This window comes from Phenylobacterium sp., assembly GCF_035276905.1.
Lineage (GTDB): Bacteria > Pseudomonadota > Alphaproteobacteria > Caulobacterales > Caulobacteraceae > Phenylobacterium.
The window spans coordinates 1-15,274 of record NZ_DATELG010000254.1; the positions used below are offsets into that span (position 1 = coordinate 1).

At 65.5% G+C, this 15,274-nt stretch carries 12 protein-coding genes, 1 tRNA gene and 1 pseudogene; 6 read left to right on the forward strand and 8 right to left on the reverse strand.

Translation table 11 applies throughout. The features are described from left to right. The first annotated feature begins 153 nt into the window (after nt 1-153). A tRNA-Val gene (locus VJS38_RS11935) sits at nt 154-228 on the forward strand. Nucleotides 229-349: 121 nt separating this feature from the next. Here the strand turns inward: VJS38_RS11935 and VJS38_RS11940 are convergent. From VJS38_RS11940 to VJS38_RS11955, 4 genes are all read right to left on the reverse strand, one after another. Further along, nucleotides 350-2,821 carry a TonB-dependent receptor gene (locus VJS38_RS11940; protein WP_324088372.1) on the reverse strand — a complete coding sequence of 824 codons (2,472 nt, stop codon included), beginning with the start codon at nt 2,819-2,821 and terminating at the stop codon, nt 350-352. A gap of 126 nt (nt 2,822-2,947) precedes the next feature. Beyond that, on the reverse strand, nt 2,948-3,949 hold the full coding sequence (locus tag VJS38_RS11945) for a FecR family protein (RefSeq protein ID WP_324088373.1): 1,002 nt from the start codon (nt 3,947-3,949) through the stop codon (nt 2,948-2,950). 68 nt (nt 3,950-4,017) lie between these two features. Continuing rightward, nucleotides 4,018-4,506: an RNA polymerase sigma factor gene (locus tag VJS38_RS11950; protein ID WP_324088374.1), complete on the reverse strand. Its 489-nt coding sequence runs from the start codon at nt 4,504-4,506 to the stop codon at nt 4,018-4,020. Nucleotides 4,507-4,692: 186 nt separating this feature from the next. Continuing rightward, on the reverse strand, nt 4,693-6,813 hold the full coding sequence (locus VJS38_RS11955) for a prolyl oligopeptidase family serine peptidase (protein WP_324088375.1): 2,121 nt from the start codon (nt 6,811-6,813) through the stop codon (nt 4,693-4,695). Between the two features lie 179 nt (nt 6,814-6,992). Between VJS38_RS11955 and VJS38_RS11960 the strand changes: the two genes are divergently transcribed. Next, the gene (locus VJS38_RS11960) at nt 6,993-8,408 is read left to right on the forward strand and encodes an MFS transporter (RefSeq protein ID WP_324088376.1); all 1,416 of its coding nucleotides are present in this window, start codon (nt 6,993-6,995) and stop codon (nt 8,406-8,408) included. A 111-nt stretch (nt 8,409-8,519) separates the two neighbouring features. Here VJS38_RS11960 and VJS38_RS11965 read toward each other — a convergent pair whose 3' ends face one another. Together VJS38_RS11965 and VJS38_RS11970 are read right to left on the reverse strand one after the other, a co-directional pair. Then, nucleotides 8,520-9,068: a 3-hydroxyanthranilate 3,4-dioxygenase gene (locus VJS38_RS11965; protein WP_324088377.1), complete on the reverse strand. Its 549-nt coding sequence runs from the start codon at nt 9,066-9,068 to the stop codon at nt 8,520-8,522. A 204-nt stretch (nt 9,069-9,272) separates the two neighbouring features. Continuing rightward, entirely contained in the window at nt 9,273-10,700 is a 1,428-nt protein-coding gene (locus VJS38_RS11970) for an NAD-dependent succinate-semialdehyde dehydrogenase (RefSeq protein ID WP_414692440.1), read from the reverse strand. Nucleotides 10,701-10,811: 111 nt separating this feature from the next. Here VJS38_RS11970 and VJS38_RS21005 point away from each other — a divergent pair. Further along, nucleotides 10,812-10,970: pseudogene (locus tag VJS38_RS21005) on the forward strand (helix-turn-helix domain-containing protein); the annotation flags it as partial. An 81-nt stretch (nt 10,971-11,051) separates the two neighbouring features. Next, nucleotides 11,052-11,768 carry a LysR substrate-binding domain-containing protein gene (locus tag VJS38_RS11975; protein ID WP_324088379.1) on the forward strand — a complete coding sequence of 239 codons (717 nt, stop codon included), beginning with the start codon at nt 11,052-11,054 and terminating at the stop codon, nt 11,766-11,768. Here VJS38_RS11975 and VJS38_RS11980 read toward each other — a convergent pair. Together VJS38_RS11980 and VJS38_RS11985 are read right to left on the reverse strand one after the other, a co-directional pair. Then, nucleotides 11,765-12,610, reverse strand: a complete 846-nt coding sequence (locus VJS38_RS11980) for an aspartate dehydrogenase (protein WP_324088380.1) — start codon at nt 12,608-12,610, stop codon at nt 11,765-11,767. The genes VJS38_RS11975 and VJS38_RS11980 overlap by 4 nt on opposite strands. Next, on the reverse strand, nt 12,603-13,580 hold the full coding sequence (locus VJS38_RS11985; protein ID WP_324088381.1) for a dihydrodipicolinate synthase family protein: 978 nt from the start codon (nt 13,578-13,580) through the stop codon (nt 12,603-12,605). Before VJS38_RS11985 ends, VJS38_RS11980 begins: the two co-directional genes overlap by 8 nt. Nucleotides 13,581-13,820: 240 nt before the next feature. Between VJS38_RS11985 and VJS38_RS11990 the strand changes: the two genes are divergently transcribed. Together VJS38_RS11990 and VJS38_RS11995 are read left to right on the forward strand one after the other, a co-directional pair. After that, on the forward strand, nt 13,821-14,570 hold the full coding sequence (locus VJS38_RS11990) for an SDR family NAD(P)-dependent oxidoreductase (RefSeq protein ID WP_324088382.1): 750 nt from the start codon (nt 13,821-13,823) through the stop codon (nt 14,568-14,570). A gap of 48 nt (nt 14,571-14,618) precedes the next feature. After that, nucleotides 14,619-15,274, forward strand: a 656-nt coding sequence (locus tag VJS38_RS11995; RefSeq protein ID WP_324088383.1) for an alpha/beta hydrolase, incomplete at its 3' end; no start/stop codon positions are given.

The window sequence follows — 15,274 nt, forward strand, 5'->3', positions numbered from 1 at the left end:
ATCCCGGCCCGCGAACTCGAACCCGACCTGCTGATCGATCATTTCGACCAACTGCCCGACGGCTGCGCCCGGTTGCTGGACGCTTGCGGCGGATGAACGTCCAGGTTATATGCGCGCCCTCCGCGGCCGGCGCCTGACGCCGACCGCCCCGGCGGATGCGTAGCTCAGCGGGAGAGCACCTCGTTCACACCGAGGGGGTCACAGGTTCAATCCCTGTCGCATCCACCATTTTTTCTCAGCAATACAGAATCTTAGGGGCCGCCCTCTCATTCATGGCCCCAACGGTTCGGGTCCGCGACCTTCCGATGGAAAAAGCGAGCGGGTCGACGGTTCGGCCCGCTCGCTGAAGTCACAGCCTGTAGTCGAACGTCAGGCCGAACGTCCGTGGCGTGAAGATATAGTGCTGTATCTTGCCGGGAACGTCTTGCCCTGCCGACAGGGCGTGGCGGTTGCCGATGTTGTTGGCGAAGATCGTCAGGGTCGCATCGTCTCTCACCCGGAAGGTGACCCGCCCGTCCACCAGCGAATAGCTGCCGAGGTCGGTGGGGAAGGTGAAGTCCTGCGCCCGAGACGAGGAATAGCGGTGGGTCACCACGAACTGCGGCCGGCCCGGCCCGTCATGCCAGTCGTAGCTGAGCACGTTCGAGACCTGCCATTTCGCGGAACCCGGCAAAGCCGTGCCCTTGCGAATGATCGGCTGCCCCGCGCCAGGGTCGAAGTCGGAGGCGAGCGCGGCTTCGAGATAGGTGAGGTTGGTCTGCAAGGTCAGACCGGGCGCGATCAGCCAGTTGGTCGATCCTTCGAGGCCGTAGTTGCGCGCCCTCCCGGCGTTCTTCGCATAGGCCAGCCCCGCCGGCGTGTTCAGGCGCAACTGGATGCCGCTCCAGTCGACATAGAAGGCCGTCGCATCCACGAGGAGGCGCCGGTTGAAGAGGCTGGAGCGAAGGCCGAGCTCGTAATTCCACAGCGAGTCCGAGCCGAAGGTCGCGGGGATGGGGTTGGCCGGCGTCGACGGATTGATGTTCGGTCCCCCGAAGCGGAAGCCCTTCGACGCCAGCGCATAGGCCATGAAATTATCGTTCGGCGTCCAGGTGAGAGCGACCTTCGGCGTAAAGCCGCGCTCCTTTTGCCTGCCTTGAAGTGTCGTGTTGAGCGCGCCGCTGGTCAGCAGATTGAAGAAGCCGCTGTCGGTGCTGGTGTTGCGCGCTTCCGTCTCGAACGCGCGTCCGCCCAGCGTGATCTTCCATTGGTCGTCGATGTGATAGGAGGCCTCGCCGAACGCCGCGGTTTCCTTCCCCCTGAACAGGACGTTCGCAAAATAGAAGACGTTGTTAGGGGCGCCCGCCTGCCCAATCCCCGGCCCGAACAGCCCCCCGTAGGTCGTTTCGACCAGCTGCTGGGCGTTGGCGGAGAAAAAGTTGTCGATGATGTTCTCGCGCGTATCGTCGTGCATCGCGCCGACCAGATATTCGAGCTTCTCACCGGGCTTTGACGCCAGCCGCGCCTCGAAGGTCGTGCCCTTGGCGTAGGCGAACTGCCCGATGTGGATGGGTTCCGTGCCGGGCAGAAGCGGGCCGAAGAAACCAGTCAGATCCTGGACCGAATTCTGTGTCTTCTTGTGGTAGGTCGCGGTCGCCGTCAGCACGCCGAAGCCGAGATCCTGGTCAAGCCGAAGGTTGTGGATCACGGTGCGGAATTTGTACGCTTCCGGAAAGCCGGCCTGTTTCTTCAGCGCTCCGGAGAACTGCGGCTGGATATAGCCGCTATCAGCTGTGTCCTGCGCCTGATCCAGGAACATGTAGTTCACACTGGTGGTGGCGGTCGGCGTCCAGGCGGCCTCGACGCGCCCGCCCCGCACGAGGTTGCTGTTCGCGTTCTTCTCCCCCGTGCCGACGTCGTCGACGTAGCCGGAGGTGTTGCGATAGACGTAGACCGCCCTCACCCCGAAGACGTCGGGAACCACCGGCAGGTTCACCATCAGCTTGCCGGATGCACCCACCCCGCCGCCGTCCACCCCTTCAACACCGACCTGGACATGGGACTGGAAGGCGCTCAGGTCGGGCTTGGCGGCCTGATAGTTGATCGAGCCCCCGAGCGTCGCCGAGCCGAACAGCGTTCCCTGCGGCCCTCGCAGCACCACGACGTTGTCGACGTCGAACGCATCTATGTCCGGGATGGCGACCGTGAAATAGGGATCGGTGAGCGGAACGTCGTTGATGAAGTAGCCGACCGTCGCCTGGCCCTGGTCGATCGACGTCGTCGTCGATACGCCCCGCAGGACGGCCCGCGAGAGGCCGGGGACGTCGCTATAGAAGGCGACGCCGGGCGTCAGCGTCAGGTAGTCCTCCATCTTTTCCGCACCGATCTTCTCGAGCTGCTGGCTCGTGTAGGCGGTGACCGAACCGGAAATCTTCCTAACATCCTCCTTGCGCTTCTGCGCAGTGACCACCACCTCCGCGAGTTCTGTGGCGGGGCCTTGGGACAAAGGGGCGGCGCTCGTTATCACCTCCGCGCCCGAGGCGTTTTGCCGCACGGCGAGGCCGGAGCCCGCGAGCACCCGATCCAGCGCCTCGGCGGGCGTGTAGTCGCCGACCAGCGGCGCGGCGCGCTTGCCCCGCACAAGAGCAGAGTCGAACACGATCTCCTGGCGGCCCTGCCGCGCTACCTGGTTGAGCGCCGTTCCGAGATCCGACGCCGGAAGGTCGTAATGCACGCGCTTGGCGCCTTGCGCCGAAGCCGCGGTCCCCAGGGCAAGACCGGCGCTGCCGGCCAGCAACAGGACGCGCAAGGTGGATTGTGCGAAGCGAGTTTTGTGAGCCATGTAGCCTCCCCCATTCCAGGGATCGCCTCCCGGCATCCCTTCGCCTCCAGGGACGCCGGCGGTCACAAAACCCATAAAAGGCCGTCGTTAAAGCTTCACCGTCCCCCTGAACTCCGGCCGCGTCGCTCAGTTCTTGGCCAAAAGCTCGATGTCCCCGTCCGCGGAACGTGCAACTCGCAGCGGAAGCCCATCGGCGAGGGTCGCGGCGAAATGATCCGCATCGCCGGTCTTGAACACGCCGCTGACGTGAAGGGGCGAGATCGACTCGTCCCGGACCACGATGCGGTCGCTGGTGTATCGGTTCATCTCGGCGACCGCCTGGGCGAGCGGCACGTCGTCGAATGTCAGGAACCCGGCGCGCCAGCTGGCCATGCGCTCGGTGTCGGCGCGCACAACCCGCACCGGCTCTTCCGGGGAGGCGGTGAGCAACTCCCCAGGCGTCATGGTCACGACCTCGCGCGGAGCGGACGCGTCCGGCGCGGGGTCGACCTTCGTGACGCGAACCACGCCCTCGATAAGCGCAACGCGGACCTGCGGGTGCTCGCCCGAGCCATAAAGCCGCACGTCGAACTTGGTGCCGACCGCGGTGATGCGGCTGTTTCCGGCATAGACCTGGAACGGGAGCGTGCGATGTTTGGCGACCTCGAACAGGGCCTGGCCGCGCAGCAGCCGGACGCCGCGCTCCGCCGCGGTGTATTCCACCTTCAGCGCGCTGTCCGTGTCGAGCGTGGCCAGCGACCCGTCCGGCAGGGCGATGGTCGCGCGCTCGCCGACATTGGTGCGATAGACGCCGGCGTCTGGCCGGCCCTGGCGCAGCACCAGCGACGCCACCTCGCCGAGCCGATTGCCGTCGTGAAACTGCATCGCCCCCCACGAGCCGGCGACGACGAGGGCGACCACTGCGGCTGCAACGGCAAGGCCAGGCAGACGGCGGCCGGGCTCGCCCCGCGCCGTCAGCGCCGCCGAGCGCATGGCCATCAGTTGCGGATCAGCGGCGTTTTCACTGACGGTGTTCATCGTCAGGTGCACGTCCGCCCATGCCGCGCGGTTCGCGGGGCTGGCCTCGAGCCAGCGATCCAGCCGCTGGCGTTCGACGTCGGAGAGTCCCCTCGCCTCGTCGCGCAGCAACCACTCCGCCGCAACCTCGTGCGGTGACGTCGCGCCGCCTGCGACGGAATTGGGTTTCGCCGCCCACCTCATGAGCGTCCCGCCTTCTGCCCGAGGTAAGCGATCGCCGAAGCCAAGTGCTTCTCGACGGTGCTGAGCGACACCCCGAGCCGCCGAGCGATCTCCGCCTGGCGCATGTGCTCGAGCCGCGCCAAGATGAAGATGTGGCGCGTGCGCTCCGGCAATTCCTTGAGCGCAGTCACCAGGCGCGCCAAAGCCTCCCGCCCTTCGAGGACCTCCTCGGGAGAACAGTCACGTGGAGCGTGGACAGCCTCTTCGTAGCTGTCGTGCAGGCGCGACCGCCGCGCCCGCCCCCGGCGCAGGAGGTCGGTCGCCACATGGGCGGCGACGGCGAACAGATATCCGTCGAAATGCTCCACCCGGTCCGCCAGCCCATCGCGCCGGGCAAGCCTCTCGAACACCTCCTGGACGCCATCCTCGGCGTCCAGCGCGGTGAAGCCCTTGCGCTGGAAGTACCGCACGAGCGCGGCGCGATGCCGGCGCGCCAGCGCGTCCACGACCTCCCGGTCGGGGCCGTTCTCCGGCGAAGGGGCATAGCCTGACATGCATCAAACCAAAAATTCGACCGCAGGTAGCGGCGGCGCGTCACACTACCAAAGACGCGAGCACGAATGAAATCCGTAGCGCGGCCAACGAAATATTTCTCCGCCCTCAGGCGAGCCATGAGGCGTCGGCGCCGCCGGTCATTTTAGCGCATTCAGCAGGAACGTCATACGGTCGGCCATGAGCTCCGGCCGGCTCAGCGGGTCGCTCACGCCGTGTCCGCCCGCCTCGTCCTCGAGGAAATAGACTTCCGCCCCGGCCGCCCACAGCCGGGCGGCGAGCTTGCGCGCATGGCCGGGACCGACGCGGTTGTCCTCCGTCGATACGGTGACCATGAACTTCGGATAAGACTCGCGCCGCCGCACGTTGTGGAAAGGCGAGTAGGCCGCCAGCGCCTGGGCCTGGACGGGATCGGCAGGGTCGCCGTATTCGTTGATCCAAGCCGCGCCCATCCCCATGTGCGGAAAGCGCAGCATGTCGGCGAGCGGAACGTCGCTCACGATCGCGCCGTAAAGGTCCGGGCGCTGCGTGCCCATCACCGCCGCGAGCAGGCCGCCGTTCGACATGCCGAAGACGCCGAGATGCGCGGCGGTCGTGAACTTGTCGCGGATCAGCGCCTCGCTGGCGGCGGCGAAGTCGTCGTACGACCGCTGCCGTTTCTCCCTTATGGCGGCGAGGTGCCAGGCCTCTCCCCTTTCGCCACCGCCCCGGATGAGCGGCAGAGCAAGCGCGCCGCCGCGTTCCAGCCAGATGGCCAGGGACCGTCCGCCCACCGTCGCATCGAAGTAGCCCGGCGCCAGGGAGAAGCCGAAGGCGCCGTAGCCGGTCATCAGCGTCGGCGTGGCCCCTGGCGTCTTCGGCTGCGCCGGCCGCAGCAGGTAGTAGTCGACTTCGGTCCCGTCGCCAGAGACGGCGGTCTTCAGGTCCACCGCAAAGCACGCCGCGTCCAGCACCGGCGCCTCGGCGAACAGGGTGGCCGCCGGGCGGCCCGGACGATGCAGCTGGATTTCCGCGGGCATGAGGAATCCGGAGCTTTGCAGGAGCAGGTCGCCGCTGGCCGGATCGGCGCCGACGAATGTGGACGTGACCCCGACCGGCGCTTGCGCGAGCACTGCGGAGTCCCAGCTTCCATCCGCACAGCTCAAGGTGACGACTTTCCTCGCGCCGCGGCGCTCCAGCACCAGGCCCACCCGATCGCGGCTTGCAACGAGACCGCCCGTCACGTCGGTGACATACTCGCCGTCTCCAGGCGCGTGGAGCACCGAGACGCGGCGCCCGACCGCGGCCGTGGCGGACGTGTCATAGGCAAGAACGCTTTCTGCAGGCAGGCGTCGGCCCGCCACCTCCGCAGCCTCGGCCAACTGCACGAGAATATGCCGCGACGTCTTCGTCGCGCCGACAGCCATCTTCAGCTTCGCCGGAAGCTCGGCGACTGTGACGGTCCCATCCGGGCGCACCAGCCGATACTCGAAGGTGGAATAGTCGATGGCCCGCTGAACGACGCCGATCCGGTCCGCGCCCTCGCCCATGGCGCTTACGACCATCAGCGCGTCATCCGCCGCAGCGCGCATGACGATCTTCGCCGCCTCCAGCGGCGTTCCACGGCTCCAGATGACGACCTGCGCCGGCCAGCCGGTCTTCAGCCGCGGAGCCGAACCCACCGTATGTTCTAGCAGCAGATGGTCGGCGTCGAGCCAGGCGGCGAAGGCCCGGCTCGCCGGCGTGCGAAAGCCGCCCTCAACGAAGTCCCCGCGATCGAGGTCGAACTCGCGCAGCTCGACCTCGTCCCCACCTTCAGGCGACAAGGCCAGAATGCAGCGTCGGTAATCCGGCGCGACGCAATCCGTCCCTCCGACGCCGAACTGCAGCTTATAAGCCCGCCCTTCTCGCGCCCGCAAAGCATCCACGTCCAGGACCGTTCGCCAGGCTGTGGGCACGCCGTCCCCGTCGCGCTCCGCGACCTGCAGCAGTCCATGGGGATGGGCGACCGATCTTTGAAACTTGAGCGCGATGGGGCCGAGGAGCTGGATCAGGGGCGGCGGGTCGCCAGCGGCCAAAAGCGACTTGAGCCGCGCGAGGATCTCGGCGTGGTCCGGGCTTGCAGCGAGGGCCTCGTGCGCCGCCTTGGTTTCAGCGCGCGCCCACTCCAGCGCCTGCGGCCCCCGCGGCGCCTCGAGCCACAGGAACTCATCCGTTCCGGACGGCGGCCCCCCCTCAACGCGGCTCGCCAGCAGGCTCGCCGCCAAAACCTCCGTCGTCATCGCCGCCTCCATGAACATTCTCGCCGCCGACGGGATGGGCCCAGCGTCGGAAGCGGTCATGCCTCATGGACGGCTGCCGTCCGCGAATCCTTACGGGTTCTGGAAAAAAAGCCGTCATCTGAGCCAAGGACCGAACGCAAGGCCCCCGCCTCGGGCGGCCAAGGGACGGCGGCTTCAATATGGAGCCGGATTACCTGCGGCGCTGGATCGAGACGGAGAGTGCAGGCGTGACTGAGCTGAGCCCGGCGCATGGCATCGAACACCCCATCGAGGACGCAGCGCCGGCGCAGGCGTGGTTCACGCTGTGGGCGCTGATCGCGATCCTGCTGTTCGCGTTCGTGGATCGCCAAATCCTGAGCCTGGTGGCCGCGCCCCTGTCCAAGAGCCTGGGACTGAGCAATTCCCAACTCGGCGCCGTCCAGGGATTGGGCGCCGCCGCCTTTTCGCTCCTCGCCACCTACCCCGCCGCCTGGCTCGCCGATCGCTTCGATCGACGCCTGGTGCTCGCCGGCTGCATGGTCATCTGGGCCGGCGGCACGGTGGCGTGCGGCCTTGCCCAGGGATTTGCGAGCCTGTTCTTCGCCGTGGTGGCGGTGACCGCCGGCGAGGCTGGCGCGGCGCCGCTGATCCTCTCCGTGGTGCCTGATCTGTTCAATGGCCGCGAGCGCGTCACAGCCAATCTGATCTACTATTTCTTCGCGCTCGTGAGCGCCTCGCTGGGCATGATGTTCGGCGGCGCGGCCGTAGCCGGACTCGACAAGATCCACTCGGCTCTCCCTCCCCTGTTTCAAGGGTTCGAGTCCTGGCGCCTCGCCTTCTTCCTCGTCGCGGCGCCCTTGCCCCTCTTCCTGGGGCTTACCCTGTTCATGCGCCTTCGGCGGCCGGCGCATCATCCCGCGCAGAAAGCGGCGCAAAGCCCCTCGCGCGCGGCGTTAGGGCCTCATCTTCTGGCGCACCGGCGTACGATCGGCCTGATCCTGGCGGCGATCAGCCTCATGACGCTGGCGTCTGGCGGCATGCTCGCCTGGATGCCGGTCTCGATGGCGCGCATCTTCGGCGTGACGCCGGCTGAAAACGGGATTGCGCTGGGGCTCAGTTGCCTGTTCGGCGCCCTCGCCGGCGTCGGCGGCGCAAGCCTGCTGCAGCGATGGCTTCAGCCCCGGCTTGGCCGGCGCGCGGCGCTGCGCCTGATCTGGGTCCCGTTGCTGTGCGCCGCTCCCACGGTGCTGGCGATGCCGATGGTCAGCGCGGCCTGGCAAGGGTTCGCCCTCGTGGGCGTGTACGTCGGCTTCGCCACCCTTTCAGGATCGCTTATGCCGAGCGTGCTGCAGGATCTGGCGCCCAGCCACGTTCGGGCGCGCTTCATGGCGATCTACAGCATCCTGGTCACTCTTTTCGGAGCGATCGGTGTATTGGCGCCGGCCGGCCTATCGGATCTGCTCACGAGCGGTCCGCGCAGTTTGCTGTGGGGCGTGCTGCTGGTGTCGTTCCCCTCAACCCTACTCTCGGCGGCGACGATGTACGCTGCCGAAAAGCCGTTCGAACGCACGGCGGAAGACTTGGCTGAGGGGATTTCCGAGTTATCCGCAAGGTAAAGCTCGGAAGGACAGCCTTGCTTGGAGACAGACGGATGCGGTTGGAGATCGCAGCTGTGCGTGGCGCGCCCTCACCGCCACCATCTCGATTTCAAGACGACGACATGGAGCTCAAAGGGTCACCCAACCAGGCGGAGGCTCGCGGCCCGGATGCAGGGCTCCGCAGGACGGGCAGTGGCGCAGCTTTTCGTTTCCGTAAAAGGCGTCGAATAGCGGCGGAAGATCCGTAACGATGTTCTTCAGCGTGATTTCGACGCGATGCACCAGCGTTCCGCAACTGAAACAAAACCATTCGAAGCCGTCGAGCTGGCCGGGCTCTCGCGGACCTTCGACGACGAGCCCGATGGAGTCCGGCGCCGGCCGTTGCGGCGAATGGCGTATATGCGGCGGGAGCAGAAAGACATCGCCCTGGCGGATGCGCACGTCCTCGCTCCGCCCGCGGTCGATGACCTTCAGGATCATGTCTCCGGCGATCTGATAGAAGAATTCCTGCGCGGGATCATCGTGAAAATCCACGCGGCGGTTTCCGCCGCCGATGACCTGAATGACCAAGCCGCCGGGCTCGTCGAACAGCAAGCGGTTGGAGACAGGCGGCTTGAGCAGCGCACGATGCCTCTCCACCCAGGCCTCAAAATTGAAGGGAGGTATGAAAGCGGCCATGAGAAATATGTTCTCTTCGTTGCGGCTCGGAGGGGCTGTGAACCGGCCTCCTGCTCGGTGTTACACCCGCCCGGATGCTTGGGTGCGGCTTCGGATATTCGTCGCTGCTAGTCTGTACCCAGATGTACATCCTAGTGCCCGGTCGGCGCCTTCGGGCAATCGCTTGATTTGCGTCGGCTATCGGAAATCCTGCCTTCGGCGACCCTAGCAAAACTTGTGCGAGACCGTCTTTACGATCGTATAGTGCGAAAGCCCCTCGGCCCCGCCCTCCCGGCCATAGCCGCTATCCTTAACCCCCCCGAACGGGGTCTCCGCCACGGAGGCTTCGAGGGTGTTGATGGACAGGTTGCCCACTTGAACGTCTTCCGCCAGGCGTGCGGCGGTGCTTGCGCAATTCGTGAACGCATAGCCTGCAAGGCCGAACGGCAGGGCGTTGGCCTTCGTCACGGCTTCATCCAGCGACGAGACGGGATTGATGAGGGCTACCGGCCCGAAAGGCTCCTCCCGCATGACCCGCGCGTCGTCGGGCGACTCCGCGAGCACCGTGGGTGTGAAGAAGTAGCCCCGGCCCTGCGTCCGCTCGCCGCCGGCGATGAGCCTGGCGCCCTTTGCGCACGCGTCCGCCACGAGGAGTTCGAGTGCGGAAATGCGGCGGTCATGCGCGACCGGGCCCATATGTACGCCCGTCTCGAGGCCGTCTCCCACCTTCAAGCCTCGCGCCGTCTGCACAAAGGCCTCGCAGAAGCGCCTGTATAGCGGCTCCATGACATAGAACCGCGTGGGCGAGGTGCAGACCTGCCCCGCGTTCCGGAACTTGCGCAACGCCGACGTGACACCAGCGGCGACCGGATCGACGTCATCGCAAACGATCACGGGCGCATGCCCCCCGAGTTCCATGAGTACGGGCGTCATATGCCTAGCGGCCAGCTCCGACAGGTGTTTGCCGACCGCGGTGGATCCTGTGAAGGCGACGAGGCGGACCTGATCCTGGGGAATAAGGTAGCTCGATATCTCGGCGGGCACGCCGAACACGAGATTGAGGACGCCCGGCGGCAAGCCGGCGTCATGGAACGCGCGCGCGATATGAACAGCGCCGCCCGGCGTCTCCTCAGCAGCCTTGATGATGACCGAGCATCCGGCGGCCAGCGCCCCTCCGATCTTGCGCGCGGGCTGGCTCATCGGAAAATTCCAGGGCGAAAAGGCCGCGACCGTACCGATCGGCTGATGCAGCACCAGGTAACGTATGTCTTTCGCGCTCGGGATCACGCGGCCGTACACGCGCACGCATTCGCCCGCATCCCACTCGAAGAATTCACACCCCCGGATCACTTCGGCGCGGCTCTCCGCCAGGGGCTTTCCCTGTTCGAGCGTGATGGTGTGCGCGATCTCGTCGATGCGCTCGCGCATCAGTGACGCCGCCTTGCGGATGACGTCAGCGCGGGCGCTGGGAGCCGTCCGGCTCCAAACCCGGAATCCCTCGGCGGCCGCATTCAACGCCGCGTCGAGGTCCGCTTCGCTTGCGAGCGGCACTTTGCCGATCTCCCGCTCGTTGGCCGGGTTGAGGACCGCCGCCGACGCCGTCGTCCTTCTCCACTCTCCGCCGACATAGAGATCGAGTTCGGGATATCGCATCTCAAAGCCTCGCCGGAATGCATCGCCACAGCCAGCATCGGCATAGCGCCACCTTGGTATTCTTGAAAAATAGGTTGATTTGCTTTTGATATCGGGAAGATAAATACCAACATGGTGCTCCTCTCCGATCGCCTCCTCACCCGCCTTGGCTTGAGGCACTTCCGCCTCGCCGTGGCTGTCGCAGAGCGTAGGAGCATCCTGAAGGCCGCCTCCGACCTCCACATTTCCCAACCCACAGCGACAAAGCTGCTGCAGGATCTCGAGCACGAGCTCGGCGCGCCCTTGTTCATCCGAAGCAATCGAGGGGTCGAGCCGAACGCACTTGGCGAAGCTTTCGTCCTTCACGGACGATTGCTGCTTGCCCATGCCGAGCACGCCGCACAGGAAATAGCCGATCTCGCCACAGGCGCGGCAGGACGGGTCACGGTCGGAACGCTGCTCAGCGCGTCTGCTGCGCTCCTGCCCGGCGCGATCGTCGCGCTGAAGAACCAACGACCGAACGTCGTCGTGAAAGTCATTGAAGGGGCGAACGATCGTCTGCTTCCCATGCTTCGCAACGGGGAAGCAGATCTCCTGGTTGGTCGGCTCATGGCTGCGGACAGTCGAGACGACATCGAGCAGACGCCGCTCTATTCGGAGTGCGTCACGGTCGTGGCGGGCCGGTCGAACCCGCTGACAAGCGCCGCGGCCGTCAGCCTTGAACAACTCGTCGACTATCAATGGGTCCTTCCCCCGCCTGAAACGACGCTGCGCCGGCAGGTCGAAACAGCTTTCAAAGACGCCGGGTGGCCGCCGCCCCGGGTGGCGGTCGAGTCGGTCTCGTTGCTGACCAACCGCCAGATCCTGGCGCATACCGACTTGTTGGGGGTGATGCCGGCGCTTGTCGCGGAACAGGAAGCCGCATCTTTCGGCATCGCTCCGGTCCCGGTGCAGCTGGCTTTCATCCCGGGCGCCATCGGCATTTCGACCCGACGCGGGACGCGTCTGGCGCCGGCGGCGGCGGCATTGGTCGAGCAGCTGAAGTTGATCGCGGAGGGGCTCGTGCCTCCGGCTCTCGGAGGCCCCTAAAGGTCCAAAGGCTGCGTGAGACCCTGCAGCGTGCGCAGCGCGCTGTATGCCGTGAGGGCCGACGTGGACGGATTGTCCGCCAGCGGCCAACCGGTCATTTCAAGCTTGAAAGCGCCAGCCTTGCTCTCGGCTTCGACGTGGTGGACGTTGTGACGAAGAGCAGGATCGGCGACAAGACGCACCTCGGTCTTGTCGAGACCGGCCCCGGCAAGGGCGATCGTCGCGGCGACGTTTGCATTGGCCGGAAAGGCCCGCGCCGCCTCCCGGGCTGTGCCTTGGAAAATCAGACATTCCTTGTCGGTGCTCGGCAGGCCGGCCGTCACCTTCCACGCGCCGGGCGGCTTGCGCCCGGTGTAAACGACCCGGCTGATCCCCGCCGCCCGGTGCGCCGCCAGAAGGTCCAGCCCACCGATTGCGCCCGAAAGGAGCCGGAGCCGCGTTCTTCCCGAAGACGCGCATCGAATGACCCGCTCGCGCAGATCGTCATCGGCAAGGGCGCCGGTCGAAGCAATCGCGGTCTCGACGCCCCCGGCAAGCAGGTCCGGAACATGCGTCGCGACCGCCTCATGGCCCGCGACCTCGAGGGCGAAATCGAACCGCCCTTGCAGAGCGTCCAGCGACGCGGCCACGTCGATCCCGGGAAGGTCGCGACGCACGTCGTCTTCCCGGCCATGCCTGACCAACACGCTGGCGATTGAGAATTCGTCGCTCTGCTCCGCGGCTTTCGCCACCCAGCGTCCGAGCGCGCCGTATCCGATCAGGAGCACGCGGGCGGGACAAAGGTCCGCCCTGCCGTCGCTGGTAGCCTTGAGCCGCGTCGGTTGCATCGCGGCCTCAATCATGGGCTCCGGTCACGGTCTCCACCTGGAGGCCGCAGGCCTGCAACGCCGCTCGGGTTGCGGCCTTCTCTTCCGACGTGAGCTCCAAGAGAGGACGGCGCACGCGCCCGCCGGTCTGTCCCAAAAGCTCCTGCCAATATTTTTGATGGGCATGGTTCTTGCCCGGCGGCCGCGTATCGCGGAGCGCGCGCCGGACGGGATCGAGGCTGTCGCGCAGCCTTCTGGCGGCGCCGATATCGCCGGCGAAGGCCAGATCCGTGTAGGCCCTCATCCGGCGATCGACCTTGGTCTGCATCAGGAACGGCGGGGTCGAGCAAAGATAAACCTGCCAGCCGAGCTCCACGATATTGTCGAACCATTCCTTCTCGGAGGCAGTGCTGACGATGAGCTTGTCGCCGACCATGGACGTCAGGCGCGCATACATCTCCCGGGGCACGCTGTATTTGATGGCCACGATATTAGGGAGCTCCGCAATCCTGGCGCACAGCTCCGGACTCATCAGGTATCCGCTGTCTGGGTGGCTCCACATCGCCACGCCGATGTCCAGTTCTTCGCTGATGTGCCTGTAATAGGCAAAGACCGTTTCGTCGGGCGGCTCCACGAAATGAAGCACTGGCGCGTGGACCACGATGAAGTCGGCGCCGAGGGTCTGCGCGTGCCGCCCCAGCTCCAGAACGACGTCCAGGTTCTGGTCGGAGCACGACAATATCGTGCCGGCCCGGCCATCGCACGCCGCCACCGCCACTTCGAACTGCCGTTTGCGCTCCGGCAGCGACATGGAAAAGAATTCGCCCTGTTTACCGCCGACGAAGAACCCGTCGATGGCGAGGTCCTCAATCCAAAGATCGAGGTTTGAAAGGAATCCGGCTTCGTCCACCTCTCCTGCAGAAGTGAAAGGCGTCAGAGTGGCGGCCCAAATGCCGCGCAGGTGCTCGCGCGCATAGGCCTTCGCCTCGGTCTTGGAATAACGCATGATCAACTCGCAGCGCGTGGGCGTATGGTCTCTTAGCTTAGCGCCTCTGATATTCGCTGCGAATGAAAGTTATGGGGATCGTTATCGGTTTTTGGAATACCCAAAATTTGCGAGACACGGGAGGGCGATAAAAGAGATCTTCGTTCGCTATTGACCGTTGGACGCCCTTGACGATATCGAACACCGCCACGACTGGGAGACAAGCGGCAATCCCGTCATACGCATCGAAAGCGCAGCGGAATGATCGATCTCAAGAACATTTGTGCGTTCGTGACCGGCGCCAATGGCGGCATTGGCCGTCAGTTCGTTCTTGAGCTTTTGAGCCGCGGCGCACGGCGTGTGTATGCGGCCGATAAAACCTGCGGCGAGACCGATGAATCGAGCGTCGATCCGAGGGTCATTCCCGTCGCCCTCGATATAACCGACGAAGACGCGGTGAATCGAACCGCCGAAAGAGCGCGGGACGTTCAGCTTCTCATCAACAACGCCGGCGTCAATCTCAGGGCTCCCTTTATTGCAGCGCCTTCCCTTGCGTCCGCGCGCCGGGAGATCGAGACCAACTATCTTGGCGCACTGGCCATGTGCCGCGCCTTCGCGCCGACCCTCGCTGCGCACCAGGGCAAGGGCGGAAGCGCGATCGTCAACGTGGCGTCGATCCTTGGCAAGGTGACGTTGCCGAACTTGGGCTCGTATTGCGCCAGCAAAGCCGCGCTCCTCCGCTTGTCCGAGGGCGTACGCGCGGAACTGGCGGCGCAAGACACACGCGTCGTCGTGGTCCTTCCCTGGGCTGTCGACACGCCGATGAGCGGCCCCTTCCTGGGACAGAAATCATCGGTTGCCGAGGTCGCGGCGCGCGCGCTCGACGGCGTCGTCAACGGGCTCGACGAGGTTTTACTTCACGACTACACATTCGAAATCGAGCAGCGCCTCAAACAGGACCCGAAAAGCCTCGAGCGGGAGCTGGCCGCCACCTTCCGCGAAGCGCCTTGACTCGAGCCCGAGCCGCGCGCTTTCAAACCATGGCGAAGGAAAGCTGACGTGGGCGTGTATCTCGAATACAGCCAGGCCGCCCTGGACGATGCCTATGACCAGACCAAGTGGGCTGAGAATATGCAGCAAACTCTGGACGGATACAGCGCGCAGAGCCTGGCCTGCACAGCCCGCCTGGGCCCGCCCTCCCGGCGATCCTACGGACCGCTCGACATTGAGCAGCTGGATATCTTTTGCGCCGCCGCCGACAACGCGCCGGTCCAGATCTTCGTCCATGGCGGCTCATGGCGGTCGGGTGCGGCCGCCCAATACGCGTTCCCGGCCGAGGGATTCGTTTCCTCGGGCGTTCACTATGTCGCCTTGGATTTCTCTTCGGTTCTCGACGTTTCGGGAGATCTGCGTGTGCTTGTGTCGCAGGTCCGGCAGGCGATCGCCTGGACCTATAACAATGCCCGCTCCTTCGGCGGCGACCCGGAAAGATTGTACATCGCCGGGCATTCCTCGGGCGCTCATCTCGCCGCTGTCGCGCTTACCACCGATTGGCGCCAATGGAACCTTCCCGGCGACGCGCTGAAAGGCGGCGTGCTCGCGAGCGGAATTTATGACCTTTACCCGGTCAGCTTGTCGTCGCGCCGCCGCTTCGTTGCGTTCGACGCCGAAGTCGTACACGCCTTCAGCCCCTGCAGGCACGTAGACAAGCTCCA

Bases quoted from the DNA above. Each gene is read 5' to 3' on its own strand.
- VJS38_RS11940 (WP_324088372.1), bottom strand. From the start codon at position 2,821: ATGGCTCACAAAACTCGCTTCGCACAATCCACCTTGCGCGTCCTGTTG.
- VJS38_RS11955 (WP_324088375.1), bottom strand. From the start codon at position 6,813: ATGACGACGGAGGTTTTGGCGGCGAGCCTGCTGGCGAGCCGCGTTGAG.
- VJS38_RS11960 (WP_324088376.1), top strand. From the start codon at position 6,993: ATGGAGCCGGATTACCTGCGGCGCTGGATCGAGACGGAGAGTGCAGGC.
- VJS38_RS11965 (WP_324088377.1), bottom strand. From the start codon at position 9,068: ATGGCCGCTTTCATACCTCCCTTCAATTTTGAGGCCTGGGTGGAGAGG.
- VJS38_RS11970 (WP_414692440.1), bottom strand. From the start codon at position 10,700: ATGCGATATCCCGAACTCGATCTCTATGTCGGCGGAGAGTGGAGAAGG.
- VJS38_RS11980 (WP_324088380.1), bottom strand. From the start codon at position 12,610: ATGATTGAGGCCGCGATGCAACCGACGCGGCTCAAGGCTACCAGCGAC.
- VJS38_RS11985 (WP_324088381.1), bottom strand. From the start codon at position 13,580: ATGCGTTATTCCAAGACCGAGGCGAAGGCCTATGCGCGCGAGCACCTG.
- VJS38_RS11990 (WP_324088382.1), top strand. From the start codon at position 13,821: ATGATCGATCTCAAGAACATTTGTGCGTTCGTGACCGGCGCCAATGGC.